The organism is Polaromonas sp. P2_G11 (assembly GCF_056403595.1).
Window position 1 is genome coordinate 431,281 of sequence record NZ_JBFUFE010000005.1, and the last position, 21,977, is coordinate 453,257.

At 62.4% G+C, this 21,977-nt stretch carries 18 protein-coding genes and 1 pseudogene; 5 read left to right on the forward strand and 14 right to left on the reverse strand.

All coding sequences use genetic code 11. The annotated features are described in order from the left end of the window. The gene (locus AC1DWQ_RS19450) at positions 1–954 is read right to left on the reverse strand and encodes a histone deacetylase family protein (protein ID WP_477671088.1); all 954 of its coding nucleotides are present in this window, start codon (positions 952–954) and stop codon (positions 1–3) included. Between the two features lie 41 nt (positions 955–995). Between AC1DWQ_RS19450 and AC1DWQ_RS19455 the strand changes: the two genes are divergently transcribed. From AC1DWQ_RS19455 to mltB, 4 genes are all read left to right on the forward strand, one after another. Next, the gene (locus AC1DWQ_RS19455; protein ID WP_457278892.1) at positions 996–1,916 is read left to right on the forward strand and encodes an AAA family ATPase; all 921 of its coding nucleotides are present in this window, start codon (positions 996–998) and stop codon (positions 1,914–1,916) included. A 5-nt stretch (positions 1,917–1,921) separates the two neighbouring features. Continuing rightward, positions 1,922–3,022 carry a DUF58 domain-containing protein gene (locus AC1DWQ_RS19460; RefSeq protein WP_477671089.1) on the forward strand — a complete coding sequence of 367 codons (1,101 nt, stop codon included), beginning with the start codon at positions 1,922–1,924 and terminating at the stop codon, positions 3,020–3,022. 127 nt (positions 3,023–3,149) lie between these two features. Then, positions 3,150–5,165 carry a transglutaminase TgpA family protein gene (locus AC1DWQ_RS19465; protein WP_477671090.1) on the forward strand — a complete coding sequence of 672 codons (2,016 nt, stop codon included), beginning with the start codon at positions 3,150–3,152 and terminating at the stop codon, positions 5,163–5,165. Positions 5,166–5,215: 50 nt separating this feature from the next. Then, on the forward strand, positions 5,216–6,295 hold the full coding sequence (gene mltB / locus AC1DWQ_RS19470) for a lytic murein transglycosylase B (RefSeq protein WP_477671091.1): 1,080 nt from the start codon (positions 5,216–5,218) through the stop codon (positions 6,293–6,295). 43 nt (positions 6,296–6,338) lie between these two features. Here the strand turns inward: mltB and AC1DWQ_RS19475 are convergent, their stop codons facing one another. The 13 genes and pseudogenes from AC1DWQ_RS19475 to AC1DWQ_RS19535 all read right to left on the reverse strand — a co-directional run bounded on the left by AC1DWQ_RS19475 (position 6,339) and on the right by AC1DWQ_RS19535 (position 18,062). Continuing rightward, complete coding sequence (locus tag AC1DWQ_RS19475; RefSeq protein ID WP_477671092.1) at positions 6,339–6,737, reverse strand: hypothetical protein; 399 nt, start codon at positions 6,735–6,737, stop codon at positions 6,339–6,341. A 23-nt stretch (positions 6,738–6,760) separates the two neighbouring features. Next, positions 6,761–7,192, reverse strand: a complete 432-nt coding sequence (locus tag AC1DWQ_RS19480) for a TIGR02594 family protein (RefSeq protein WP_477671093.1) — start codon at positions 7,190–7,192, stop codon at positions 6,761–6,763. A 16-nt stretch (positions 7,193–7,208) separates the two neighbouring features. Beyond that, positions 7,209–7,751, reverse strand: a complete 543-nt coding sequence (locus AC1DWQ_RS19485) for a cysteine hydrolase family protein (RefSeq protein ID WP_477671094.1) — start codon at positions 7,749–7,751, stop codon at positions 7,209–7,211. Positions 7,752–8,079: 328 nt separating this feature from the next. After that, positions 8,080–8,490 (reverse strand): hypothetical protein, encoded by a 411-nt coding sequence (locus AC1DWQ_RS19490; RefSeq protein ID WP_477671095.1) that lies wholly within the window; start codon positions 8,488–8,490, stop codon positions 8,080–8,082. 45 nt (positions 8,491–8,535) lie between these two features. Continuing rightward, positions 8,536–8,940, reverse strand: coding sequence for a hypothetical protein (locus tag AC1DWQ_RS19495; RefSeq protein ID WP_477671096.1), 405 nt, complete (start codon positions 8,938–8,940; stop codon positions 8,536–8,538). 214 nt (positions 8,941–9,154) lie between these two features. Next, a complete protein-coding gene (locus AC1DWQ_RS19500; RefSeq protein WP_477671097.1) occupies positions 9,155–9,517 on the reverse strand; it encodes a hypothetical protein in 363 nt (120 codons plus the stop codon). 266 nt (positions 9,518–9,783) lie between these two features. After that, a pseudogene (locus tag AC1DWQ_RS19505) lies at positions 9,784–10,245 on the reverse strand (GNAT family N-acetyltransferase); the annotation flags it as partial. Between the two features lie 61 nt (positions 10,246–10,306). Further along, positions 10,307–10,765 carry an SRPBCC domain-containing protein gene (locus tag AC1DWQ_RS19510; protein ID WP_477671098.1) on the reverse strand — a complete coding sequence of 153 codons (459 nt, stop codon included), beginning with the start codon at positions 10,763–10,765 and terminating at the stop codon, positions 10,307–10,309. A gap of 483 nt (positions 10,766–11,248) precedes the next feature. Then, a complete protein-coding gene (locus AC1DWQ_RS19515; protein ID WP_477671099.1) occupies positions 11,249–11,998 on the reverse strand; it encodes a class I SAM-dependent methyltransferase in 750 nt (249 codons plus the stop codon). Between the two features lie 70 nt (positions 11,999–12,068). Further along, positions 12,069–12,896 carry a transglutaminase family protein gene (locus AC1DWQ_RS19520; RefSeq protein WP_477646814.1) on the reverse strand — a complete coding sequence of 276 codons (828 nt, stop codon included), beginning with the start codon at positions 12,894–12,896 and terminating at the stop codon, positions 12,069–12,071. A 58-nt stretch (positions 12,897–12,954) separates the two neighbouring features. Continuing rightward, entirely contained in the window at positions 12,955–13,917 is a 963-nt protein-coding gene (locus AC1DWQ_RS19525; RefSeq protein ID WP_457278908.1) for an alpha-E domain-containing protein, read from the reverse strand. A gap of 2 nt (positions 13,918–13,919) precedes the next feature. Next, positions 13,920–15,413 carry a circularly permuted type 2 ATP-grasp protein gene (locus AC1DWQ_RS19530; RefSeq protein ID WP_477671100.1) on the reverse strand — a complete coding sequence of 498 codons (1,494 nt, stop codon included), beginning with the start codon at positions 15,411–15,413 and terminating at the stop codon, positions 13,920–13,922. Positions 15,414–15,503: 90 nt separating this feature from the next. Continuing rightward, the gene (locus AC1DWQ_RS19535) at positions 15,504–18,062 is read right to left on the reverse strand and encodes a DNA internalization-related competence protein ComEC/Rec2 (protein WP_477671101.1); all 2,559 of its coding nucleotides are present in this window, start codon (positions 18,060–18,062) and stop codon (positions 15,504–15,506) included. Positions 18,063–18,324: 262 nt separating this feature from the next. On the opposite strand from AC1DWQ_RS19535, the gene AC1DWQ_RS19540 reads away from it, so the two are divergent. Continuing rightward, positions 18,325–21,927 (forward strand): transglutaminase family protein, encoded by a 3,603-nt coding sequence (locus tag AC1DWQ_RS19540; RefSeq protein WP_477671102.1) that lies wholly within the window; start codon positions 18,325–18,327, stop codon positions 21,925–21,927. Positions 21,928–21,977: the final 50 nt, after the last annotated feature.

Here is a 21,977-nt window from a genome sequence, read left to right on the forward strand (position 1 = left end):
CTACAAATCGGCCAGGACGCGAATATGCGCTTCCACGCTGCGCGCCAGCGCATTCAGGTTGTAGCCACCTTCAAGCGACGAGACGATACGGCCTTGCGAATGGCGCCTGGCGACGTCCTTCAGGCGCTGGGTGATCCAGGCGTAGTCCTGCTCGACCAGTCCCATCTGGCCCAGGTCGTCGTCGCGGTGCGCATCAAAACCGGCGCTGATGAAAATCATCTCGGGCTTGAATTCTTCCAGACGCGGAATCCACGCCGCTTCTATCAACTCACGCACCGCCATGCCCTTGGTATAGGCCGGCACGGGCAGATTGAGCATGTTGCCAGCGTGGTTTTCGGTGCCGGTATAAGGGTAAAACGGGTGCTGGAAAAAGCTGACCATCAGAACACGGTCGTCGCCGCTGAGGATGTCCTCGGTGCCGTTGCCGTGGTGCACGTCGAAGTCGACAATCGCCACGCGCTTGAGGCCGTGGCGCTCCAGCGCATATTTGGCAGCAACGGCGATGCTGTTGAAAACGCAAAATCCCATGGACCGGTTGTGGCAGGCGTGGTGGCCCGGCGGGCGCACCGCGCAAAACGCGTTCTCAAGCTCGCCGGACATCACGGCGTCGGTGGCCGCCAGCACGGCGCCGGTCGCACGCAGGGCGGCGTTCCAGGTGTGCGCATTGAGCGCGGTATCGGGGTCAATCTGCGCATAGGCCGGCCCGCCGGCCCTGATGTCATCGACCAGGCTGTCGCTCAGGCCGCGGATCGCCGCCACCATCATGCGGTCGTGCGCCAGCTCAATGTCGCCCAGCGCTGCCAGGGGGGCCTCGCGCGCGTCCAGGGCGTCCTTGACGCCGGTCGCCAGCAACCAGTCGTCAATGGCGTCGAGCCGCTCCGGACATTCCGGGTGGCCGGGGCCCATCTCATGCTTGCGGCAATCTGCGTGCGTGAAATAACCAGTCGCGTTCATGGGGGAAATAATTTGTAAAAAATTACGGTATGGTTGGCACCATGAAAGTCACAGAAAAACTCCAGGCACTTCTTGATCAGCTTAACACGGTCATCGTCGGAAAACCGGCGCAGGTACAGGACTGCGTGGCCTGCCTGCTGGCCGGCGGCCACCTGCTGATTGAAGACGTTCCGGGCGTCGGAAAAACCACGCTGGCCCATGCGCTGTCACGCTCATTCGGGCTGCAGTTTTCGCGGGTGCAGTTCACTGCCGACCTGATGCCCAGCGATTTGTCGGGTGTGTCGATTTACGAACGCCAGAAAGAAAGTTTTGTGTTTCACCCCGGGCCGGTTTTCGCGCAGGTCCTGCTGGCCGATGAAATCAACCGGGCCAGCCCGAAAACCCAAAGCGCCCTGCTCGAAGCCATGGAGGAAAAGCAGGTCACGGTCGAGGGCGAAACCCGGCCCCTGCCCCTGCCGTTTTTCGTGATCGCCACACAGAATCCGCACGACCAGCTCGGCACCTACGCCCTGCCCGAGTCCCAGCTGGATCGCTTTCACATGCGGATTTCGCTGGGCTACCCTGACCGCGCCGCCGAACGCGAATTGCTGCGGGGCGCCGACCGCCGCGACATGCTCGAAAAACTGCCGGCCCTGCTGGCGCCGCACGACCTGCTGGAGCTGCAGCAGATGGTGGCGCAGGTTCACGCGTCGGAGCCGCTGCTGAACTACCTGCAGGACCTGGTCACGGCGACCCGTTCAGGCCGCTGGTTTCTGCAAGGCCTCAGCCCGCGCGCGGGCATTGCCATCATGCGGGCCGCCAAAGCACAGGCCTTCCTGAGCAAGCGGGACTACGTGGCGCCGGACGACATTGCTGCCGTGCTGCCGCAAACCGCCGCACACCGGCTCATTCCGGTCAGCGACGCCGGCCGCGGCCCTGTGGAGCAGGTGCGGGCCATGCTCGACGCCGTGCCCCTCCCCTGAAGAAGATGGACACCCCCCGAAGCGCCTCCGGCGCCTCCCCCCCCGGGGGGCGCCACCAGTGGCCCGGCAAAGCCGGTTCCACGGCGGCCCGCGAATGGAATCCTTTTGCCTTCATTCGCGGGCGCTTCCAGAAGTGGTGGCAAAGCAAGCTGCCGTTCACCGACAGCGTGTCGCTGACCCAGCGCAACGTGTACATCCTGCCCACGCGGCCTGGCCTGATGCTGGGCGTGACGCTGCTGGTGCTGCTGGTGGCTTCCATCAACTACCAGCTCAACCTGGGCTACCTGCTGACGTTCCTGCTGGCCGGCAGTGCTCTGGTCGGCATGCACGTCTGCCACGGCACGCTGCGCGGACTCACTATGAATTTAGTAGCGCCTCCCGCTCACTACGCGGGCGCTACCGCCGCATTTGATGTAAAACTCATGAACGCCAGGCGTACCGCGCGCCATGGCATCGGGCTGAGCGTGCTGAACCCACACGATGTGGACACCAAAAAGGACGCCAAAAAGGGCGGGGAGCAGCACTGGGTGTGGACCGACGTGCCCGCGCAGGGCAGCAGCGTGGTGCAGGTGGCCTTCACGCCGCCGCGGCGGGGCTTGTACCGGCTGCCGACGCTGACCGCTGAAACCCGTTACCCGCTGGGCACCTTTCGCGTCTGGACGGTGTGGCGCCCGGCTGCCCAGATCCTGGTCTATCCGCAGCCCGAAGCCCACCCGCCACCGCTGCCGCCCGGCGAACCCCGCTCCGGCGGCGCAGCCTCGGCCTCACGGGCCCAGAGCACGGGTGAATTCGACGGCGTACGCGGTTACCGCCGCGGCGACCCCATGAAGCTGATCGTCTGGAAAAAAGCAGCCAAGGCCGATGAACAGGGCAACGGCCTGGTCGTGCGTGACACGCAGCAAGCCCAGCGGCATGAGCTCTGGCTGGACTTCATGAATGCGGGCTCTGCCGGTGTTGAACAAAAGCTTTCACGGCTGTGTGCCTGGGTGTTGATGGCCGACAAACTTGCGCTGGACTATGGCTTGAGGTTGCCTTCGCTGGAGATCAAGCCTGCCAGTGGGGAGGCGCATAAACGGCTTTGTCTGGAGGCGCTGGCGGTATGTTGATGGTTTCTGGGTTTGTCCGACTGGGGTGCCATTTGCTTAGGACTGCTAGCCGGGCAACCCCCGGCCAGCAATCGCAGCAAAGCCCGCGGCAATCGAGACAGCGCGAAGGCGGTCAGCAGGAGCAACAATGCTGACCCGCCTCAAAACCCTTCCCCGCGACGCCCGCGACACCCTGTTCCTGTTGCTGGTCATCGCCTGGGTGCTGCTACCGCAGGTGGGCAACCTGCCGCTGTGGTGCAGCGCACTGGCCAATACCGTGCTGGTGTGGCGCGGCTGGCTGGCCGTGCAGGCACGGCCGCTGCCGGGCAAGTGGTGGCTGCTGGCCCTGCTGGCCCTGACCATTGGCGCCACGCTGACGACGCACCGAACCCTGCTCGGCCGCGATGCGGGTGTGACTCTTCTGGTGGTGTTGCTGACGCTCAAGACCCTGGAGCTGCGGGCCCGGCGCGACGCCTTTGTGGTGTTCTTTCTCGGCTTCTTCTGCATGCTGAGCAATTTCTTTTATTCGCAGTCGCTGCTTACCGCCTTCAGCATGCTGCTGGGGCTGATGGGGCTGCTGACCGTGCTGGTCAATGCCCACATGCCGGTGGGCAAACCGCCGCTGCTGCAAGCCGCCAAAACAGCTGGATGGATGGCCCTGTTGGGCGCGCCCATCATGCTGGTGCTGTTTTTGCTGTTCCCGCGCCTGGCGCCTTTGTGGGGAGTACCGAGCGACGCCATGACCGGCCGCAGCGGCCTGAGCCCCAGCATGCAGGTGGGCACTATCGCCACCCTGGCACTGGACGACAGCGTGGCCATGCGCATCCGGTTTGAGGGCGGCAAGCCACCACCCCAGCGAGAGCTGTACTTCAGGGGGCCTGTGCTTTCAAACTTCGATGGGCGCAACTGGCAGCCGCTGCGCGCGTTCCTGCCATCGCGTTATGCCCTGCCTGCTAACCTCGAAGTGGCTGGTGCGCCTGTCAACTATGAAGTGACTCTTGCCCCCAATAATCAACCATGGATTTTCGTGATGGAGGCGGCCCCGCAGAGCCCCGACTTACCCGGATACCGCAATACCATGGAGGCCGATCTCCAGTGGTTCACCAACCGGCCTGTCACCGATCTGGTGCGCTACAAGGCCCAGAGCTATCCGATCTTCAAGCATGGGCCGCGCCAGCAGGTGATCGGCCTGCAGGAATTTGTAGCGCTGCCGGCCGGCTTTAATCCCCGCACGCTGGCGCTCGCAGCCGAGATTCGCCGCGACCCGCGTTATGCGGCGGCAAATACCCGCACGCTGGTGCAAGTTGCGCTGGAACGGCTGCGCACCGGGGGCTACGTTTACACGCTGGAGCCCGGTGTGTACGGGCAACACACCGCCGACGAATTCTGGTTTGACCGCAAGGAAGGTTTTTGCGAACACATCGCCTCGGCCTTTGTCATCCTGATGCGCGCCCTCGACATTCCGGCGCGCATCGTCACCGGCTACCAGGGCGGCGAGCTCAACAGCGTCGACGGCTACTGGATGGTGCGGCAAAGCGACGCGCATGCCTGGGCCGAAGTCTGGCAGGCAGGTGAAGGCTGGGTGCGCGTAGACCCGACCTCAGCAGTGGCGCCGGGACGCACAGGGGCGTTCCAGCGCCTGGCCGCACCGCAAGGCGTGGTGGCACAAGCCCTGGGCAACTTCAGCCCGACCCTGACGGCGCAGCTGCGCGCCACCTGGGAGGCCGTGAACAACGGCTGGAACCAGTGGGTGCTGAACTACACCCAGGGCAAACAACTCAATTTGCTGAAAGACATCGGCTTTGAGTCCCCCAGCTGGGAAGACTTGAGCTATGTGCTGATCGGCATCGTGGTGCTGGCCGCCCTGGCCGGCGCGGCCTGGACGCTGTGGGACCGTGCGCAGCACGACCCCTGGCTGCGCCTGCTGGCCCGCACACGCAAGCGGCTGGAAAAGGCCGGCCTTCACAGCACGCCCGCCACCTCGCCCCGCCAGCTGGCGCTGGAGGTGCTGGGCCGCTACGGCAAGCAAGGTCAGGCCCTGCATGACTGGTTGATGCGCCTGGAGCACCTGCGCTACGCCGCCGTACCGGCAAGCGGCGGTAAAGCGGCGCTGCAGCTTCATGCGCTCAGGCAGGAGTTCGACCGGCTCGCCTGGCCCGCTTAAAATCGGTCCAGCCCTCTCCGCTCACCCCTCGTCATTCGATCACCCCCTTCATGCGCCTTCAACGTTTCGGATTTGCTCTCTTTTTGATAGCTTCTTGCGCAGGATCAGCCTGGTCTGGCGAGGGAAATAACATCAAGAAACGCGTGGCCGCCAAATCGGCGCCGGCGCAAGGGCCGCTGTATTCGACCCGCCCCGAAGCCATGCAGTTTGCCGACGACATGGCCGCACGCCGCGACCTGGACCCCGACTGGGTGCGCGATGCGATCGGCCAGTCGCGTTACAACGCCACCGTGGTGCGGCTGATGCAGCCGCCAGCCAAGACCTTTGTCAAAAACTGGCGCGTCTACCGCAGCCGCTTCATCGACCCGGTGCGCATCGAGGCCGGTAAACGGTTCTGGCAGGAAAACCAGCAGACACTGGAGCGTGCCGAAAAGGAATACGGCGTACCCGCCGAAATCATCGTCGGCATCATCGGCGTGGAAACCATCTACGGCCGCGACACCGGCAGCTTTCGCGTGATGGATGCCCTGACCACGCTGGCCTTCGACTTCCCGGCGAACCACCCGCGCGCCAAAGAACGCAGCGAATTCTTCAAGGGCGAAATCGAGCAATTCCTGACCCTGCAACACCGGCTTGAGGCCAGTCCCTTCGACGCACGCGGCAGCTTCGCGGGCGCCATGGGTATGCCGCAGTTCATGCCTTCCAGCCGGGTCAAATATGCGGTGGACTTCGACGGCGATGGCAGCATCGATCTGACAGGCAGCCCCGCCGACGTGATCGGCTCGGTCGCAAGTTACTTCAAGGCCTTCAACTGGCAGCCGGGCATGCCCACACATTACCCCGTGAGCTTCGACAAAAGCCGGCTCGACATGGACGCCCTGATGGCGCCGGACATCCTGCCCACATTCAGCATCGAGAGCTTCACGGCCAAGGGCGCGGTCCTGGAAGGCCCTGCGCTGCAACACACCGGGCCGCTGGCGCTGGTGGAGCTGCTCAACGGCCAGGACGCGCCGCAATACGTTGCGGGCACCGAAAACTTCTACGCCATTACCCGCTACAACTGGAGCAGCTATTACGCGATGGCGGTGATTGAGCTGGGGCGGGAAGTGGCTGCGCGGGTCAGACAGTGAGGCAGAGGTGGTTGCCGGCGTGGATCCGAATGCAACTCCCTGGTTAAGTTCCGGCGACTGGTACGCGCAGCCAATAGCACTCGCCGACACCTGAGATTTCACGAACAGCGAAACCCTTTCTTTCGAGGACCCGGCGCAGCTTGAGATTCGGCGTGGCGCAATGAACCGCATGGACCCGCCACTCCACGAAAGCGAGGCCCTCGCGCTTTGCAAAGCGGCTTGCAAGGGCAGCCAGACTGGGCAAAGCACCCTCGCCTCCGCCATCAATATGCGCCAGCTCCATCAACAGCGTATCGCCCTGCACCTTGAATTTCCCAAGCATGTTGGCGCTGCCGGCCTTGAACACGAGCGGCTCATCGCGAAGCACCATGGCCTGAAGTTCATCGGTCGGCAGGTCCAGCACCTCATCGACCGTATACCCCTCGAGCAGAACTTGTGGCATAGCGTGTTCCTGCGGGTCCGGCATCAGCCTGTATTCTGCGAAGGCCAGCGATAGCTCAACACCGCCGCCAACGGATAAAAATGCTCGCGCACCTCGTCAAGCTGGTTGCCGCCCCACAAATACACATACTCCGCATCCACCCGGAGAACGAAGCCGACGTGGCCCTTCCAGCCGCCGGGATCTTCCCGCGACAGCACGGCGATGCAGCCGGGCACAGGCGCGCTGAGCGGCTCGCCCCAGTCCAGCCATGAACGCGCCAATGCCGACCCCGTCCCAGGGATGCCGACCTGGGCCAGAGCCCAATTGACAAATGAAGAACACCACGACGCCTTGTCGTCATAACCGCGGATGTTGGTGTGGGCGTGGTACTCGGTCACCCGGGGGTTACTCTGGCCCATGGGAAACGTGCGCACGCCGGCTTCGGCGAAGGCGATGGGCATCCAGGGTGTGTGCATAGAAATCAAAGCTGGCTCAGACCATAACCTTGATCTCGCCCGCAAGCTGCGGAGTGACCCTCGGCCCAAAGCTCTCAATATTTGCCAGGGTCGCCGTATGGTGGGCCGAAATCTGTGCCGCAGTGAGGATTCCGTTGTCCACGGTGGAGTGGCCATCCGAAACCAGCGTGACCGGATAGCCGAGAGCCAGGGCGCGCCGGGTCGTTGTGTCTACGCAAAAGTCGCTTTGCATGCCGCAGATGATCAATTTCTTGACGCCACGCTCCTGCAGCAGGGTCTGCAGCTCCGTGTTGTGGAACGAATCCGTCGCCTTCTTCCGCAGGCGGATATCGGTTGGCTGGGTGTCCAGGCCATCCGCGAGTTTCCAGCCCTCAGTTCCATACTCCAGCGGATCATTCGGCGCCTCGTGCTGGATCAGGATAACGGGAGCACCCGCGGCGCGGGCCTTGGCAGACACCTGGTTGATGCTGTCAATGACGCGCCGGCTTTCAAAGGCCCCGCCCTCACCGGAGCAAAGAGCCGTCTGAACGTCGATGATAAGGAGGGCAGTTGTCGTCATGAAGTAAGGTCTGATTTTGATGTGTTGGCGGAAAGGGGAAGTTCAGCCTGCCGCAATTTGCAGGCTCGATCAGTGCCTGGTTTGCATCACCGGAGCCACGCTGTTGCATCGCCTCCTGCCACAGCCTGGCGAGTTCCCCCGGGCGATCGGGATGGGTCTCGTACACGGCCGGTCCATGGGGGGTTTGATTCTGGGTAACGCATTTTTAGCCTGACGTTGAAATCAATCGGCAGCCAACAAGCATGCAAAGCAGGCTGGCCGAACATCCGTGCCGACCGAACTGGCAAATTGCGTCATGCGCCGCTCCAACCCCAATTACCCACCGTAGTCAGCCCTCACGTGAAGCTCGATCTTCGTCGGGTTCACTGCAGACAAACCTGACACCCGTGACGCCGCGAATGCTGGGGACAGCAATCAATGTAATCGGTGTCGCTAGCGTGGTCTCCTGGATTCCTGCCCAGGCACCGTTCTCCCAGATGGAAATTGCTTCCAGTTGATCAAGCTCCGCGTTGTAGCTGGCCGAGCCAATCACATCGCTCCCCTCGATGCGCACCGTAATGACCGGCTCCGTCATTGCATCCGTGACATCCGAGGTGTTCAAGACCGGGCACTGCCACGTCTCATCTTCCACCTCGCCCTCCATTCCGGCCTCCCAGGCCCACAACCAAATGGGATGGTTCTTGGCGTCCTGCAGCGAGATATCGTCCAGCGCCTTCGGCGCTCCAAATTCGAATTTCATGAATTTCGTTCTTGTGGGCAGGTGTTTGACATGAGTGGTTGAGCCTCAGACCGGTTGACTCCTGGAGGTGTACTTCAGGCGTGACGGATTCCAGAAGGCAAACTGGCTCCCGTTTCTTGCAATCTCCAGCGCGGGGGCTCCCCCTAAATCTTCCATGACTTCCGACACCTCGCTCTCGTCACCCAGATCGTCGAACTCGACGGCAAACGCTCTCTCGACCACGTCTTCGTAGTGCTTCATGGTGTTCTCCATTGCAACTTCTTCAGCGATTGGGCCAGCAATACGATGCGTGTGGATGTCCTGGTCTATTGCAAACGTTTTGATGCGCCAGGTCTCGTTTTCCGAGAACCACCACTGAACCGTGTCGAAGTGATCACCTTCAGCATCATGCTCAACGTTGCCGACATAGGAGCTTTGAACCGTGAGCTGGAAGACAAGCAATTTGTTCATGATGGGGTCCAATATTCAATACAAACAGGCCACCGAGGGCGGCTGAAATGATCGACCGTTAAGGGAACGAGGGTTCGATCATACGGAATGCCCAGGAAGACCAGCAGCAGGCGGACCTTGCCGGCATTGCCAGAAGTTTCGTGATCGTAAAGGTGAAACATATGCGCGTTGCGGCACTCAACGTTGGCGTTATGCGGCGAGTGGCATTCTCAGCTCACATTTCCCAGTTGAACCTGCCGGTGACCGAGCGATTCGGCAACTTTAAGATACCGTCATTGCCGCGGACTGAGAGTTCGAAATCTGGCGGCAACTTGCTGTCTCCGGGATTTTTGTAGCGAACGAGCAGAATCTTTGCCTTTGTATCAAATGCCACGACCACCAGATGCGGCGGCCGAAGCATCGAACTCGAGCCCGCCCCAGGTGCGGCAAATGACACACCAGCCAGAACTGGGTGCTCCTGTTGCCCGACTTCGAAGTCAAGAACGTAGCCGGCACTTTCGAACGACAGGGAGCCGGTGGCGAGTGCGCCACCGCTTGCGGCGATAGCGAGTACGGCGACGGCAAGAGTGGGATTCATCTGTGACTTCACTTGCCACCCCAGCGCCAGCTCGGGGGCTCGCCTTTTAGCCAGCAGACGGCTACGAGCAAGGCGCATAGAAGCGCCGAATACATGACGAATAGAGCTTGACCGTGACCTGGAAGCAGGAACACGGCACCGGCCAGAATCAGGAAGGCAAAGACCGCCATGACGGCCCAGCCTTGCCACACGGCTGGAAGGCCCCAGCCCCAACCGTAGCGCTTTGCGGGAAACCAGTAAGTCTCAGATCGCATCTGTGACGGGGAAAGTTCGAGGGCCAGGTATTTGGTGCCGGGAACGGGATTGAAAGTGACGGGCGGCGCCGGCTGAAAGCCCAGCGTTTCATAGACGTGCTGTGCGGCGGAAAACTCGGGCAGGACATCGAGGCAGATGCGGGAGTAGCCGGCAGCCCGCGCCTCATCGACGATGCGCTCGATGAGCCGGCGGCCAAGGCTTTCGCCTCTCGCATCCGGCCGCACGTAGACGCGCTTCATTTCGCAGGTGGTTGCGTCAACGCGGCGAAGCGCGGCACACCCGACGACAATTGGCCCCTTCCACGCGAGAAGCAGGCGACCATCGGGCGCGGCGTACTTTCCGGGTAATGCAGCGAACTCCGCTTCGTAATTCTGGAAGGCAAGGCTTACGCTTGGACTGGCGACGTACTCCCGAAGGATGGCTACGACATGCTCAAGGTCATCGGGGAAGGTTGCGGGCTTGATATCGGTCATCGCGAAAGCGTACCGCATCTCGCGCCGAAGCACACGCTTCCAGGCAATTCCCGATGGGAGTTCAGGTGTCGCGGGTTCGGTGTATCAACTCAGCCTTGTCTTTCACCAGATTTGCCGGGCGCCCCGTTTCAAGAAAAACCTTCAGGTCGCACAAGACAATGCTGAACCCTTCGGTGGCGTTAACCACCTGCTCCATGGCGCCCTCGCCCTGAAAGCCCCGGACTTCAACACTGAAAACGGTGAAATCTTTCTGTTCGGCGAGAAAATTCATATCGACGTCCAGCCCGCCTTCCAGCCAGGAGAACGCAATGCGGCGCGGCGCATCGAATGCAGTGACGCGCACACGCTCAGTGGCGCCGGGAACCATGAATTGCCACTCAACTTGAGCACCTTGAGCGAGCGGACCGGCGGTACTTTTCAGCCAGAACTTTGTGATGAGATCAGGTTGGACAAACGCGCTGAAAACCTCCGCTGCGGGGCGTCGAATGGGCATCTTCGCCCCGGCAACCAACTCAGCCATGGGAGCCTCCTTCAATGACTACGCGAGGTGCGCGGATGAGCAGTCTACGCCGCACTTATGGCCGGGCGGTCTTCAATGCTTAACGAAATGTATGCAGCCACATCTGCGGCATAAGCTGGCGTTTGCAATCTACTGTCACGACCAGATAAGGCACCCAGCAGCCACTCGACTTTGACCACCATGAGATTCGATCGCGCTGGCCAATTCCTGTCAGCCTGCTGGACGCGCGCCCCATCTGAATCGCTATCAATTCAATAGCTGCTTGCGCCTGTCTCTACTGGGCTGAGTTCACTTTTGATGCTTGAAAAAAACTTAAAGAGGCTTTTGGAGCACCTGGAAGTTGTTTCGGGCGCTCACAAGCAGCCTGAAGGCATTCGGGCAATTTCGGGGCCATTTTTATCCATGAAATGGGATTCCAGGCCAATAGGGATGAGCGCAACCAGCTATCAAAAAAGGAGCGTTACTGCACCACGCCACGCACCATCAAGGTTGGCCGAAAGCCCGGGCGGCCCAAGGCGGTATATGGTTACAGAAGGCATGGACACCTTCCGAGAAACTGCCAAAGCCAACCCCATGGTTCTGCGCAAGAAGCGCCAGGCTCCGTGATGAGAAAAGGCTGATATGCCCATTGCGCGGCGAGGCGTACCACCAGGTCAGCTGCTCGCCGGTCTTGATATGGCCGTCAGACAACAGCGTCGAGAACATGATCAAGCCATCCGGTGACATTAGCTTCTTGAGGTCAGACATCAATGCCCAAACGTCCGGAACATGTTCAAACACCTCATATGCGGTGATCAGGTCGAACTTACCCAGTGTCTCAACGCTGAGGTTTCTGTCCACAAAAGGGTCATATGACGTGGATTGCCAATGGGCTTCCCGCATCAACCTGGCCAGGCCGCCATTGCCGCCACCATAGTCGAGGTGCCTCAGGTTGGGGGCCAGATCGCCAAATCTTTCACGCAGGAGGGCTGCGTTTGCTTCTGCCCGGGCTTGTACGTAATGGGGATCGACAACAACGTACTGGTCGTTGTAGATTTTTTCCTCAAATTCTTGCAGACTCCACGCGCAAATCTCCGGCGCGAAACAAAAAGCACAGCTCTGGCAGACCGCATAGGCTACAGGCACGCCGGAAACACCCAAGGGGGCCGAGTTGCATGACTTGTTGAAGTCGACGGGATCAAGCAGTGTGCAATCGGCACTGCAGACCGGGCAAACCGTTTTGTCTGTCGTCATGGTTTTACGCTCATCGCGAGGCGGGAAAGTGGTCTCGCCGCCCTGAGCGGTTGGAGGAATCAGAAAGCTGTTAGTTTCCCACAACCGGCTCGATGGTGATCTCCACCGTCATCGACTCTTCCCCACCGCCCTGCCGCACACCCTTGATGGGTGGGCAGGCGTTGTAGTCCGTCCCCATGGCCAGGCGCACGTGGCGCTGGTCGATCAAGCAGCTGTGGGTGACGTCAATGCTGACCCAACGTCGGGTGGCCACGTCGAGGCACACGTCACACCATGCGTGGCTGGCGAGGTCGGGCTCGTTGGCGGCGTAGAAGTAGCCGCTGACATAGCGCGCCGGGTAGCCCAGGCTGCGGCAGATGGCGACCATGACGTGGGCCTGGTCCTGGCAGACGCCTGCCCCGGACTTGAAGGCTTCCAGCGCCGTGGTCGTCACGCTGGTGCTGTTTTTCAGGTAGCTCACAGCGCCTGCCACGCCCTGGCTCAATGCCAGCAGGGCCGGCAAGCTTGCAGTGCCGTCAAGGCTTTGCGGGATAAAGCGGCGGCCAAATTCGGCAAGCTCCCAGTGCGGTTCGGCCAGGTGTGTGGCGCGCAGGAAGAAGTACGGATGCGGCAGGGTTTCCGGGTCGTTGAACTCCGCCACGCCAAAGGTTTCCACATCGCCGGCCGCGTTAACCAGGCTCCAGCGCACGTTGTCGGCATCCTTGCCCACAAAGGTGTAAGAGCTGATGGTGTTGCCAAAGGCGTCGCGCTGGGTAAAAAGTTTTTCGGGCGCGCCCAGGCTCCAGAAATGCACCGTCTGCGCCGGGCTGGACTGCGGCGTGAGCCACAGCGTCTGCAGCGCATAGCGCAGCGGCTCCGTGTACCGGTAGTCGGTGATGTGCCTGACGTGCAACTTCATCAAGGCCCCGTCATACAACAGTACCGACCCTTTGCGGCGGCAGAAGTTAGGCCGTCTTTCAAGTGGTGGCCGGCACCAAAAACTCGCGGCTGATGTGTGCGCCCAGCTCGTTCACGCGGTCCAGGAACTGCGTCAGGAAGGCGTGCAAGCCCGTTGCGAGGATTTCGTCGATGCGTGCGTATTGCAAATCAGCCCGCAATTTGCCGGCGCGGCGCTGGGTTTCGCTGCTGGTATCGCTGGTCACCATGGCAAGGTTGCTCATGACTTCGTTCAGGCAGGCCAGCAGGGAGCGCGGCATGTCGGCGCGCAGGATCAGCAGCTCGGCCACGCGCTCGGGTTTGATGACGTCGCGGTAGACCTTGCGGTAGACCTCAAAGCCCGAAACACTGCGCAGGATGGCGCTCCAGTGGTAGAAGTCGTATTCCTGATCCTTCTCGCCGGCCATGCCGAGGAAGTCGTTCTGCACGGCGTGGAACTTCACATCCACCAGCCGCGCGGTATTGTCGGCACGCTCAAGAAAGGTACCGAGCCGCAGGAAGTGAAAGGCTTCGTCCTGCAGCATGGTGCCCAGTGTCACGCCGCGCGACAGGTGCGAGCGGAACTTGACCCATTCAAAGAACTGGCCCGGGTCGCGCTCGAAGTCGCCGCTGCGCAGCATGCGGATGACCTCGAGGTAAGTCTGGTTCTGCGTTTCCCACACTTCGGTGGTCAGCGTGCCGCGCACGGCACGGGCGTTTTCACGGGCGTTCTGCAGACAGGAAATGATGCTGGACGAGTTTTTCTCATCACGCACCATGAAGTCCATCACGTCGCGCGGATTGATGGTGTCGCCGTACTTGGCGGCAAACGAAGGCTTGAGCTCACTGATGCTGAGCAGGCCCTGCCAGCCGGCCTGCACCAGTGCATCGGACTGCGGCAGCAAAGAGGTCTGGTAGTTCACATCCAGCATACGCGCTGTATTCTCGGCCCGCTCGGTGTAGCGCGACATCCAGAAGAGGTGGTCTGCAGTGCGTGACAACATGATTATTTTCCTCCCCGGGATTGCGACTGCGATTGGGACTGGTACTGCATGGACGAGCCGTCCTGCAATATCCAGGTGTCCTTGGTGCCGCCGCCCTGCGACGAATTGACCACCAGCGAGCCGTCTTTGAGCGCCACACGCGTGAGGCCGCCCGGCACCATCTGCACTTCTTTACCGCTCAGCACAAAAGGCCGCAAGTCGATATGGCGCGGCGCAATTCCGCTTTCCACATACGTGGGGCAGGTTGAAAGGCTGAGCGTGGGCTGCGCAATGTAGCCCGACGGATTGGCCAGCAAGGCCGCGCGGAACTCTTCAATCTCGGCCTTGGTGGCGGCCGGCCCCACCAGCATGCCGTAGCCGCCGGCGCCGTGCACTTCCTTGACAACCAGGTCTTTCAGGTTGGCCAGGGTGTACTGCAAATCCTCGTTATTGCGGCACATGTAGGTCGGCACGTTCTTGAGGATGGGCTTCTCGCCGAGGTAGAACTCAATCATCTTGGGCACGTAGGGGTAGATGGACTTGTCGTCTGCCACGCCGGTGCCGATGGCGTTGCACAGCGAGACATTGCCGCTGCGGTACACATTGAGGAGACCCGCGCAGCCCAGGGTGGAATTGGGGCGGAAGGCCAGCGGGTCCAGGAAGTCATCGTCCACGCGCCGGTAGATCACGTCGACGCGCTTGGGGCCGCGCGTGGTGCGCATGTAGACAAAGTTGTCCTTGACGAACAGGTCCTGCCCTTCAACCAGCTCGACGCCCATCTGCTGCGCAAGGAAGGCGTGCTCGAAGTAGGCCGAGTTGTACATGCCGGGCGTCAGCACAACCACCGTGGGCTCGGCCGTGGCCGGCGGCGCCATGCCGCGCAGGGTTTCAAGCAACAGATCGGGGTAATGGGCAACGGGTGCAACGCGGTTTTCGCTGAAGAGTTCAGGAAACAGCCGCATCATCATCTTGCGGTCTTCCAGCATGTAGCTCACGCCGCTGGGCACGCGCAGGTTGTCTTCGAGCACGTAGTATTCGCCGTTGCCCTGCGCGTCGGGTGCACGGACGATGTCGATGCCGCTGATGTGCGAATAGATATTGCCAGGCACATCAACGCCCATCATCTCGGGTCGGAACTGCGCATTCTGGAAGATCTGCTCGGACGGCACCACGCCGGCCTTGATGATTTCCTGGCCGTGGTACACGTCGTGGATGAAGCGGTTGAGCGCGGTGACGCGCTGTACCAGGCCTTTTTCCATGCTGGCCCATTCGTGGGCGGGAATGATGCGGGGAATCAGGTCAAAGGGAATCAGGCGTTCGGTGCCGGCGCCGTCTTCGTCCTTGGCACCATAAACCGCAAAAGTGATGCCGACCCGGCGGAAAATCATTTCAGCTTCGGCTCGGCGGGCCTGCATCACGTCGGCAGGCTGCCGGGCCAGCCACCGCTGGTAACCCTGGTAATGCTCACGGACGCTGGACTCCGTGGCGTTCATTTCGTCAAACATCGGTCGGCTCATTGGCTTGATCTCCAGCAAGTTATGCGCATGGCAATTGTTTTAACGTAGCTTAGCAAGTTATGCGCCAAGGCGGTGCGTCCACCCGAATTTTTAACGCCCGGGCTCATGATGCCAGTAGCGTTTGCCCTGCTCCCGCTGGCACAAAATCTCGCCGGGGCGAAGGCTTTGCCAGGTAGCAGCCCCGCACTGCGGCGACTTCACCAGGCGTACGCCGCGCTCCTCATAACGCGCCACCACGGACTCCACCGGGTGGCCAAAACGGTTTCGGTAACCCGACTGCACCACCGCCCACTGCGGCCTGACGGCATCAAGAAACACCGCGCTGGACGATGTTTTGCTGCCATGGTGCGGTACCAGCAGAAAGTCGGCCTGGAGGCTGGCCGGAACGCTGGTCGCCAGCCGGAGTTCCTGCGGCGATTCGATGTCGCCGACCAGCAGGGCTGCGCGGCTGCCGCCAGGGGCGCTGCTGGATATGCGCAACACGCAGCTCATGGCGTTTGACTTGCTGGCAGCGTCGTAGTCGGCGGCCACGGGGTGCAGCACCTCAAATGCCACACCGTCCCATTCCCAGCGCTGGCCGGCCACGCAGCGGCTGGCTTTGCGCAGCGTTTGCAGCGGATGCGCGTCTTCAATCGAACTCACCAGGCTGGCTTCAGGCTGCATGGCCAGGACGGCCTGGGCCCCGCCGATGTGGTCGATATCGCGGTGGCTGATCATGAGCATGTCCAGCCGTTCGCCCAGCGCGCGCAGCAGCGGCACCAGCACCCGGTGCCCGGCATCGCTTTCGCGCGAAAAGCGCGGGCCGGCGTCATACAGCAGCGTGTGGCTTGCCGTGCGCACCAGCACGGAATTGCCCTGCCCGATGTCCGCGGCCAGTAGCTCGAACTGCCCCTGCGCCACGCGGGCCGGTTGCCACAACAGCACCGGCAGCAACAGGGGAAGGCCCAGCGCTCGAAAATGAAACGGCAGACGTGTAGCCAGCAGGCCGCCGCCCGCCACGCCGGCGACAGCACACCACAGCGGCGCCGCCGCCACGCTGACCGAGGCCAGCGGCCAGCTCGCCAGCCATTGCAAAAATATCGCCAGCCCGCCGACCGACCATGCCGCCAGCGACCACACCGGCGCCCACGCCACACCCAGCAAAGCCAGCGGCGTGATGAGCAGCGTCACCACCGGAATGGCCACGGCATTGGCCAGCAGGCCGACCAGCGAGACCTGGTTGAACAGCAGCAGCGACAGGGGCGTGAGCGCCAGCGTGACGACCCATTGCTCCCGCATGGCGCGGACAACGCCGTCCAGCCACCTGGGTCGGCGTTGCCACCAGTGCCCGTTTTCAGGCAGGTTTTTTGAGTCGAATTGGGCTGCAGCCCTTTCCCCATGAGCGCGAGCAGCTCCTGAATCTGTAGCAAACAAGACGCCCACCGCAACAAAAGACAACCAGAACCCCGCCTGCATCAACGCCCATGGGTCCAGCGCCACCACCACGGCCATGGCCAGCAACCAGGTCTGTAGCCAGGGCCACTGCCTGCCGCCTTGCCGAAGCAGGATTACCGTGGCCAGCATCCAGATGGTTCGCTGCGCGGGCACGCCCCAGCCGGAAAACAGCGCATACAGGGTGGCCAGCAGCAAGCCGCCCAAGGCACCCGCAGCGGCCGCCGGCAATGCGAGACACAGCCGCGGCGTGAAACGCGCTGATCGCCGCCACAGCGCGCCGATCAGCAGTGAGGCAGCCCAGGCAAACATCGTTATATGAAGGCCTGAAATACTCATCAAGTGAGCTACGCCCGTGGCACGAAACACATCCCAGTCGGCGCGTTCGATGGCGGCCTGGTCGCCGACCACCAGCGCGGCAATGACACCGGCCAGTTGCCGGTTTTCGATGCGCTGAAAGATCGCTTCACGCACGACTTGCCGGGCCTGCTCTATGGGGTGTTGCCAGCTGCTGGAAAGTTTCGCCGGCGGTGTGTCGCGCGGGCCGGCACGTACATAGCCGGTGGCCTGGATGCCCTGCTCCCACAGCCAGAGTTCGTAGTCAAAACCAAAAGGATTGCTGTTGCCGTGCGGCGCCTTGAGCCGCACCGTCATCTGCCAGCGTTCGCCGGCGCGCAGGACTTGCGGCTGACGCTGCAGGGCCAGCGCTATCTCGAATGGGTCGGCGTCTTGGGCCGGCACGGCGGGCTCGCGCCCGGCAAAGCCCGAATACCAGCCCAGCATGACGTGCGGCGGCAAGGTGACTTTGCCACCATTGAGGCGGGCAGATTCCACGGCCAGGCGAAAGCGCACGCCGTCTTCTCCGGGTTGCGGCATCGCCAGCACCTGACCCGTGACCTCGATATCGCGGCCCTCCAGCGCCGGATCGAGCGCCGCAGTCAGGAAAACGCCGGCACGCCAGCCCGTGAGGCCCACACCGAGCAAGGCAGCGAGGGCAAAGGCCGAAACCACCCTGCCCCACGAAGGAAGGCGCAGCCTGCCAAAGCGCAGGTACAGGCCAGCCAGGGTGCAGGCCAGCAGTGCCATGGCGGCATATACCGGTTGCGGCCACAAGGCGGACTGCTGCAACTGCAAGGCAACACCCGCAATAAAACCGGCAAACACCGGCCCCGGGCTTGCCGCATACAGCCGTGCTCCGGCCGATACAGGTCGATTCAAACCCCGCCTCCCCTTTGAACTGTTTTTATGCACTGACCGCTTTGAGCTTAACGGGAAAGCGCGGCAGGTAAACAACAAACAGCGCCAAACAGCCGGTTCACACTCAAGAGACCACGTGGCGCAGCTCTTGCTTTCAGAAATGCCACCAAATCCGGGTAAGCTGTTTACACGGTGTTCCTGAGACCGCAAGATGTGGCGGTCTGTTGAACGTATTTTCCTGAGGGCGTGATTGCACGCCCGGTCCTTTAAAAGCGAGGTTGCCTTGTCCATCCACGTCGCCCTGAGCCACATCACGCATTACAAATACGACCGCCTGGTCAAACTCGGCCCCCAGGTCGTCCGCCTGCGGCCTGCGCCGCACAGCCGCACACAGGTACTGTCGTATTCCCTCAGGGTTGAGCCCGCCGGCCACTTCATCAACTGGCAGCAGGACCCGTTTGCCAATTACCAGGCCCGGCTGGTGTTTCCCGAGCCGACGCGCGAGTTCAAGGTCACGGTGGACCTGGTGGTGGAAATGGCGGTGTTCAACCCGTTTGACTTCTTCCTGGAACCCGCTGCCGAGGAATTCCCGTTTACCTACAACGCGCTGCAGGCCCGCGAACTGGCGCCCTACCTGGCCACCCAGCCGGCCACACCGCTGCTCAAGCGCTACCTCGAAAAAATCGACCGCACGCCCAAACGCACCATAGACTTCCTGGTGGGCCTGAACCAGGGCCTGCAGTCGGACATCAAATACTCCATCCGCATGGAGCCCGGCGTGCAGACGCCTGAAGAAACCCTGCGCCTGGCCTGCGGCTCCTGCCGCGACACCGGCTGGCTGCTGGTGCAGCTGCTGCGGCACATGGGCCTGGCCGCGCGCTTTGTCTCGGGCTATTTGATCCAGCTGAAAGCTGACGTCAAATCCATCGACGGCCCCAGCGGTGCGGAAGCTGATTTCACCGACCTGCACGCCTGGTGCGAGGTGTTTTTGCCCGGTGCCGGCTGGGTCGGCCTGGACCCGACCTCGGGACTGATGGCCGGCGAAGGCCACATTCCGCTGGCGTGCACGCCCGAGCCGTCGAGCGCAGCGCCGGTCGAAGGCGGCGTCGACAAATCCGAAGTCGAGTTCGAGCACCACATGGCGGTGCAGCGCATTTACGAGTCACCACGCGTGACCAAGCCCTACACCGAGGAGCAATGGCAAGCGGTGCTGGCGCTCGGCGAAAAGGTCGATCAAGACCTGGCGGCCGGCGACGTGCGCCTGACCATGGGCGGCGAGCCGACCTTTGTGGCCACCACCGACCGCGACGCGGCCGAATGGAACATCGACGCGCTGGGCCCGACCAAGCGCGGCTACGCGACCGAGCTCGTGCAGAAATTGCGCGCCGAATATGGCGAAGGCGGTTTCCTGCATTTCGGCCAGGGCAAGTGGTACCCCGGCGAGCAACTGCCGCGCTGGGCGCTGAGCATCTTCTGGCGCAAGGACGGCCAGCCGATCTGGCAAAACCCGGACCTGTTTGCCGACGAACGCCAGCCCTGCAACTACACCAGCGCCGACGCGCAGCGTTTTGTGCAGACACTGGCGGGCAAGCTGGGCCTGGCCACCACCTACATCACGCCAGGCTATGAAGATACCTGGTACTACCTCTGGCGCGAACGCCGGCTGCCGGTCAACGTCGACCCGTTTGATTCGAAGCTGGACGACGCCATGGAACGCGAACGCCTGCGCCGCGTCTTCATGCAGGGCCTGGATTCGGTGGTGGGCTATGTGCTGCCGCTGCAAACCAAGGAGCAACTCAAGCAACGAAACGCAGGCGCCTCGCCCGCGCTGAGTGGGCCCAAATGGACCACCGGTCCCTGGTTCTTCCGCGAAGAACGCATGTACCTGATGCCGGGCGACTCGCCCATGGGCTATCGCCTGCCGCTGGATTCGGTGCCCTGGGTGTCCAAGACCGACTACCCTTACATGATCGAGTCCGATCCGTTTGCCCCACGACAGGACCTGCCGGCGGCTTCCGCACTGGCGGCGCGCTACAACGGCAGCTTCAGCGCAGCCCGCGGCGCCACACCGGCGGCCGCATCCGCGGGCGGCAGCGCCAGTTCGCTCGCGCAGTACATGGCGCGCTATATGACGGGCAACACCGCGCTGTCGCAAGCCAGCCGCATTCTGCAGTTCCGTCCGCTGGGAAACAACGGAACGAACGGTACGGACGGGTTGAATGGCAAGCCGGCCGCTGAGGCAACAACGCCTGCCGACGATCGCGCGCCCAAGCCCTTTGAATCGGCCGCCTGGCTCACGCGCACCGCGCTCTGCGTGGAAGTACGAGACCCATCCCGCGCCAATGGCCCGAAAGACAAACCGAAGGCCGACCCGGACAGCAAGGCCAACAAATCCGGCCGCGGCGAAGTGGGTGCGATCTACGTCTTCATGCCGCCCATGGAAAGGCTCGAAGACTACCTCGACCTGTTGGCCGCGGTGGAAGCAACGTCGCAATCGCTGGGCGTGAGCATCGTGCTCGAAGGCTACCCGCCACCGCGCGACCCGCGCCTGAAGATGCTGCAGGTCACGCCTGACCCGGGCGTCATTGAAGTCAACATCCACCCGGCCTACAACTGGGGCGAGCTGGTGGAACACACCGAGTTCCTCTACAAGATTGCGCATGAAACGCGCCTGTCGGCCGAGAAATTCATGACCGACGGCCGCCACACCGGCACCGGCGGCGGCAACCACTTTGTGCTGGGTGGCGCCACGCCGGCCGACAGCCCCTTCCTGCGCAAGCCCGAGGTGCTGGGCAGCCTGATCGCCTACTGGCACAACCACCCGTCGCTGAGCTATCTGTTCTCGGGCATGTTCATCGGCCCGACCAGCCAGGCGCCGCGTGTGGACGAGGCCCGCAACGACCAGCTGTACGAACTGGAAATCGCCCTGCGCGAGATCGAGAACAACCGCAAAAAATACGGTGCCGACATGCCGCCCTGGCTGGTTGACCGCACACTGCGCAACATCCTGGTCGACGTCACCGGCAACACGCACCGTAGCGAGTTCTGCATCGACAAGATGTATTCGCCCGACTCCGCCACCGGGCGCCTGGGCCTGCTGGAGCTGCGCGCGTTTGAAATGCCGCCGCATGCGCGCATGAGCATTGCCCAGCAATTGCTGCTGCGCGCGCTGGTATCGCGCTTCTGGAACAAGCCCTACCACGGCCGTGTCACGCGCTGGGGCACCGAACTGCACGACCGCTTCCTGCTGCCGGGCTTTATCCGCATGGATTTTGAAGACGTGCTAACCGAGTTGCGCGAAGCCGGCTACGGCTTCGACATGGCCTGGTTCGAACCTCACTTCGAGTTCCGCTTCCCGTTGATCGGACAGGTCAAGGCCAACAGCATTGAGCTGACGCTGCGCAGCGCGCTGGAGCCCTGGCATGTGATGGGCGAGGAAGGCTCGGCCGGTGGCACGGTGCGTTACGTGGATTCATCGCTCGAGCGCGTCGAAGTGCATGTGACGGGCCTGAACGACAACCGCTATGTCGTCACCGTCAACGGCCGTGCATTGCCGCTGCAAAGCACCGGCCGCGTCGGCGAATATGTGGCCGGTGTGCGCTACAAGGCCTGGAACCCGCCATCGGCCCTGCACCCGTCGATCGGCGTGCATGCACCGCTCACGTTTGACATCGTCGACACCTGGATGGAACGCTCGCTGGGCGGCTGCCAGTACCATGTGGCGCACCCGGGCGGGCGCAGCTACGACACGCTGCCGGTCAATTCGTACGAGGCTGAAAGCCGCCGCCTCACACGCTTTTTCCGCATGGGCCATACACCCGGCAAGATGCGCGTCGCGCCGGCGCAGCCGAGCCGGGAGTTCCCGTTCACGCTCGATTTGCGTTGAATCCGTGCTGGCGACAGCCGCCCGGGAGCTTGAGGGCCCTCGGGCGAAGC

Bases quoted from the DNA above. Each gene is read 5' to 3' on its own strand.
- AC1DWQ_RS19450 (WP_477671088.1), bottom strand. From the start codon at position 954: ATGAACGCGACTGGTTATTTCACGCACGCAGATTGCCGCAAGCATGAG.
- AC1DWQ_RS19455 (WP_457278892.1), top strand. From the start codon at position 996: ATGAAAGTCACAGAAAAACTCCAGGCACTTCTTGATCAGCTTAACACG.
- AC1DWQ_RS19460 (WP_477671089.1), top strand. From the start codon at position 1,922: ATGGACACCCCCCGAAGCGCCTCCGGCGCCTCCCCCCCCGGGGGGCGC.
- AC1DWQ_RS19465 (WP_477671090.1), top strand. From the start codon at position 3,150: ATGCTGACCCGCCTCAAAACCCTTCCCCGCGACGCCCGCGACACCCTG.
- mltB (WP_477671091.1), top strand. From the start codon at position 5,216: ATGCGCCTTCAACGTTTCGGATTTGCTCTCTTTTTGATAGCTTCTTGC.
- AC1DWQ_RS19475 (WP_477671092.1), bottom strand. From the start codon at position 6,737: ATGCCACAAGTTCTGCTCGAGGGGTATACGGTCGATGAGGTGCTGGAC.
- AC1DWQ_RS19480 (WP_477671093.1), bottom strand. From the start codon at position 7,192: ATGCACACACCCTGGATGCCCATCGCCTTCGCCGAAGCCGGCGTGCGC.
- AC1DWQ_RS19485 (WP_477671094.1), bottom strand. From the start codon at position 7,751: ATGACGACAACTGCCCTCCTTATCATCGACGTTCAGACGGCTCTTTGC.
- AC1DWQ_RS19490 (WP_477671095.1), bottom strand. From the start codon at position 8,490: ATGAAATTCGAATTTGGAGCGCCGAAGGCGCTGGACGATATCTCGCTG.
- AC1DWQ_RS19495 (WP_477671096.1), bottom strand. From the start codon at position 8,940: ATGAACAAATTGCTTGTCTTCCAGCTCACGGTTCAAAGCTCCTATGTC.
- AC1DWQ_RS19500 (WP_477671097.1), bottom strand. From the start codon at position 9,517: ATGAATCCCACTCTTGCCGTCGCCGTACTCGCTATCGCCGCAAGCGGT.
- AC1DWQ_RS19510 (WP_477671098.1), bottom strand. From the start codon at position 10,765: ATGGCTGAGTTGGTTGCCGGGGCGAAGATGCCCATTCGACGCCCCGCA.
- AC1DWQ_RS19515 (WP_477671099.1), bottom strand. From the start codon at position 11,998: ATGACGACAGACAAAACGGTTTGCCCGGTCTGCAGTGCCGATTGCACA.
- AC1DWQ_RS19520 (WP_477646814.1), bottom strand. From the start codon at position 12,896: ATGAAGTTGCACGTCAGGCACATCACCGACTACCGGTACACGGAGCCG.
- AC1DWQ_RS19525 (WP_457278908.1), bottom strand. From the start codon at position 13,917: ATGTTGTCACGCACTGCAGACCACCTCTTCTGGATGTCGCGCTACACC.
- AC1DWQ_RS19530 (WP_477671100.1), bottom strand. From the start codon at position 15,413: ATGAGCCGACCGATGTTTGACGAAATGAACGCCACGGAGTCCAGCGTC.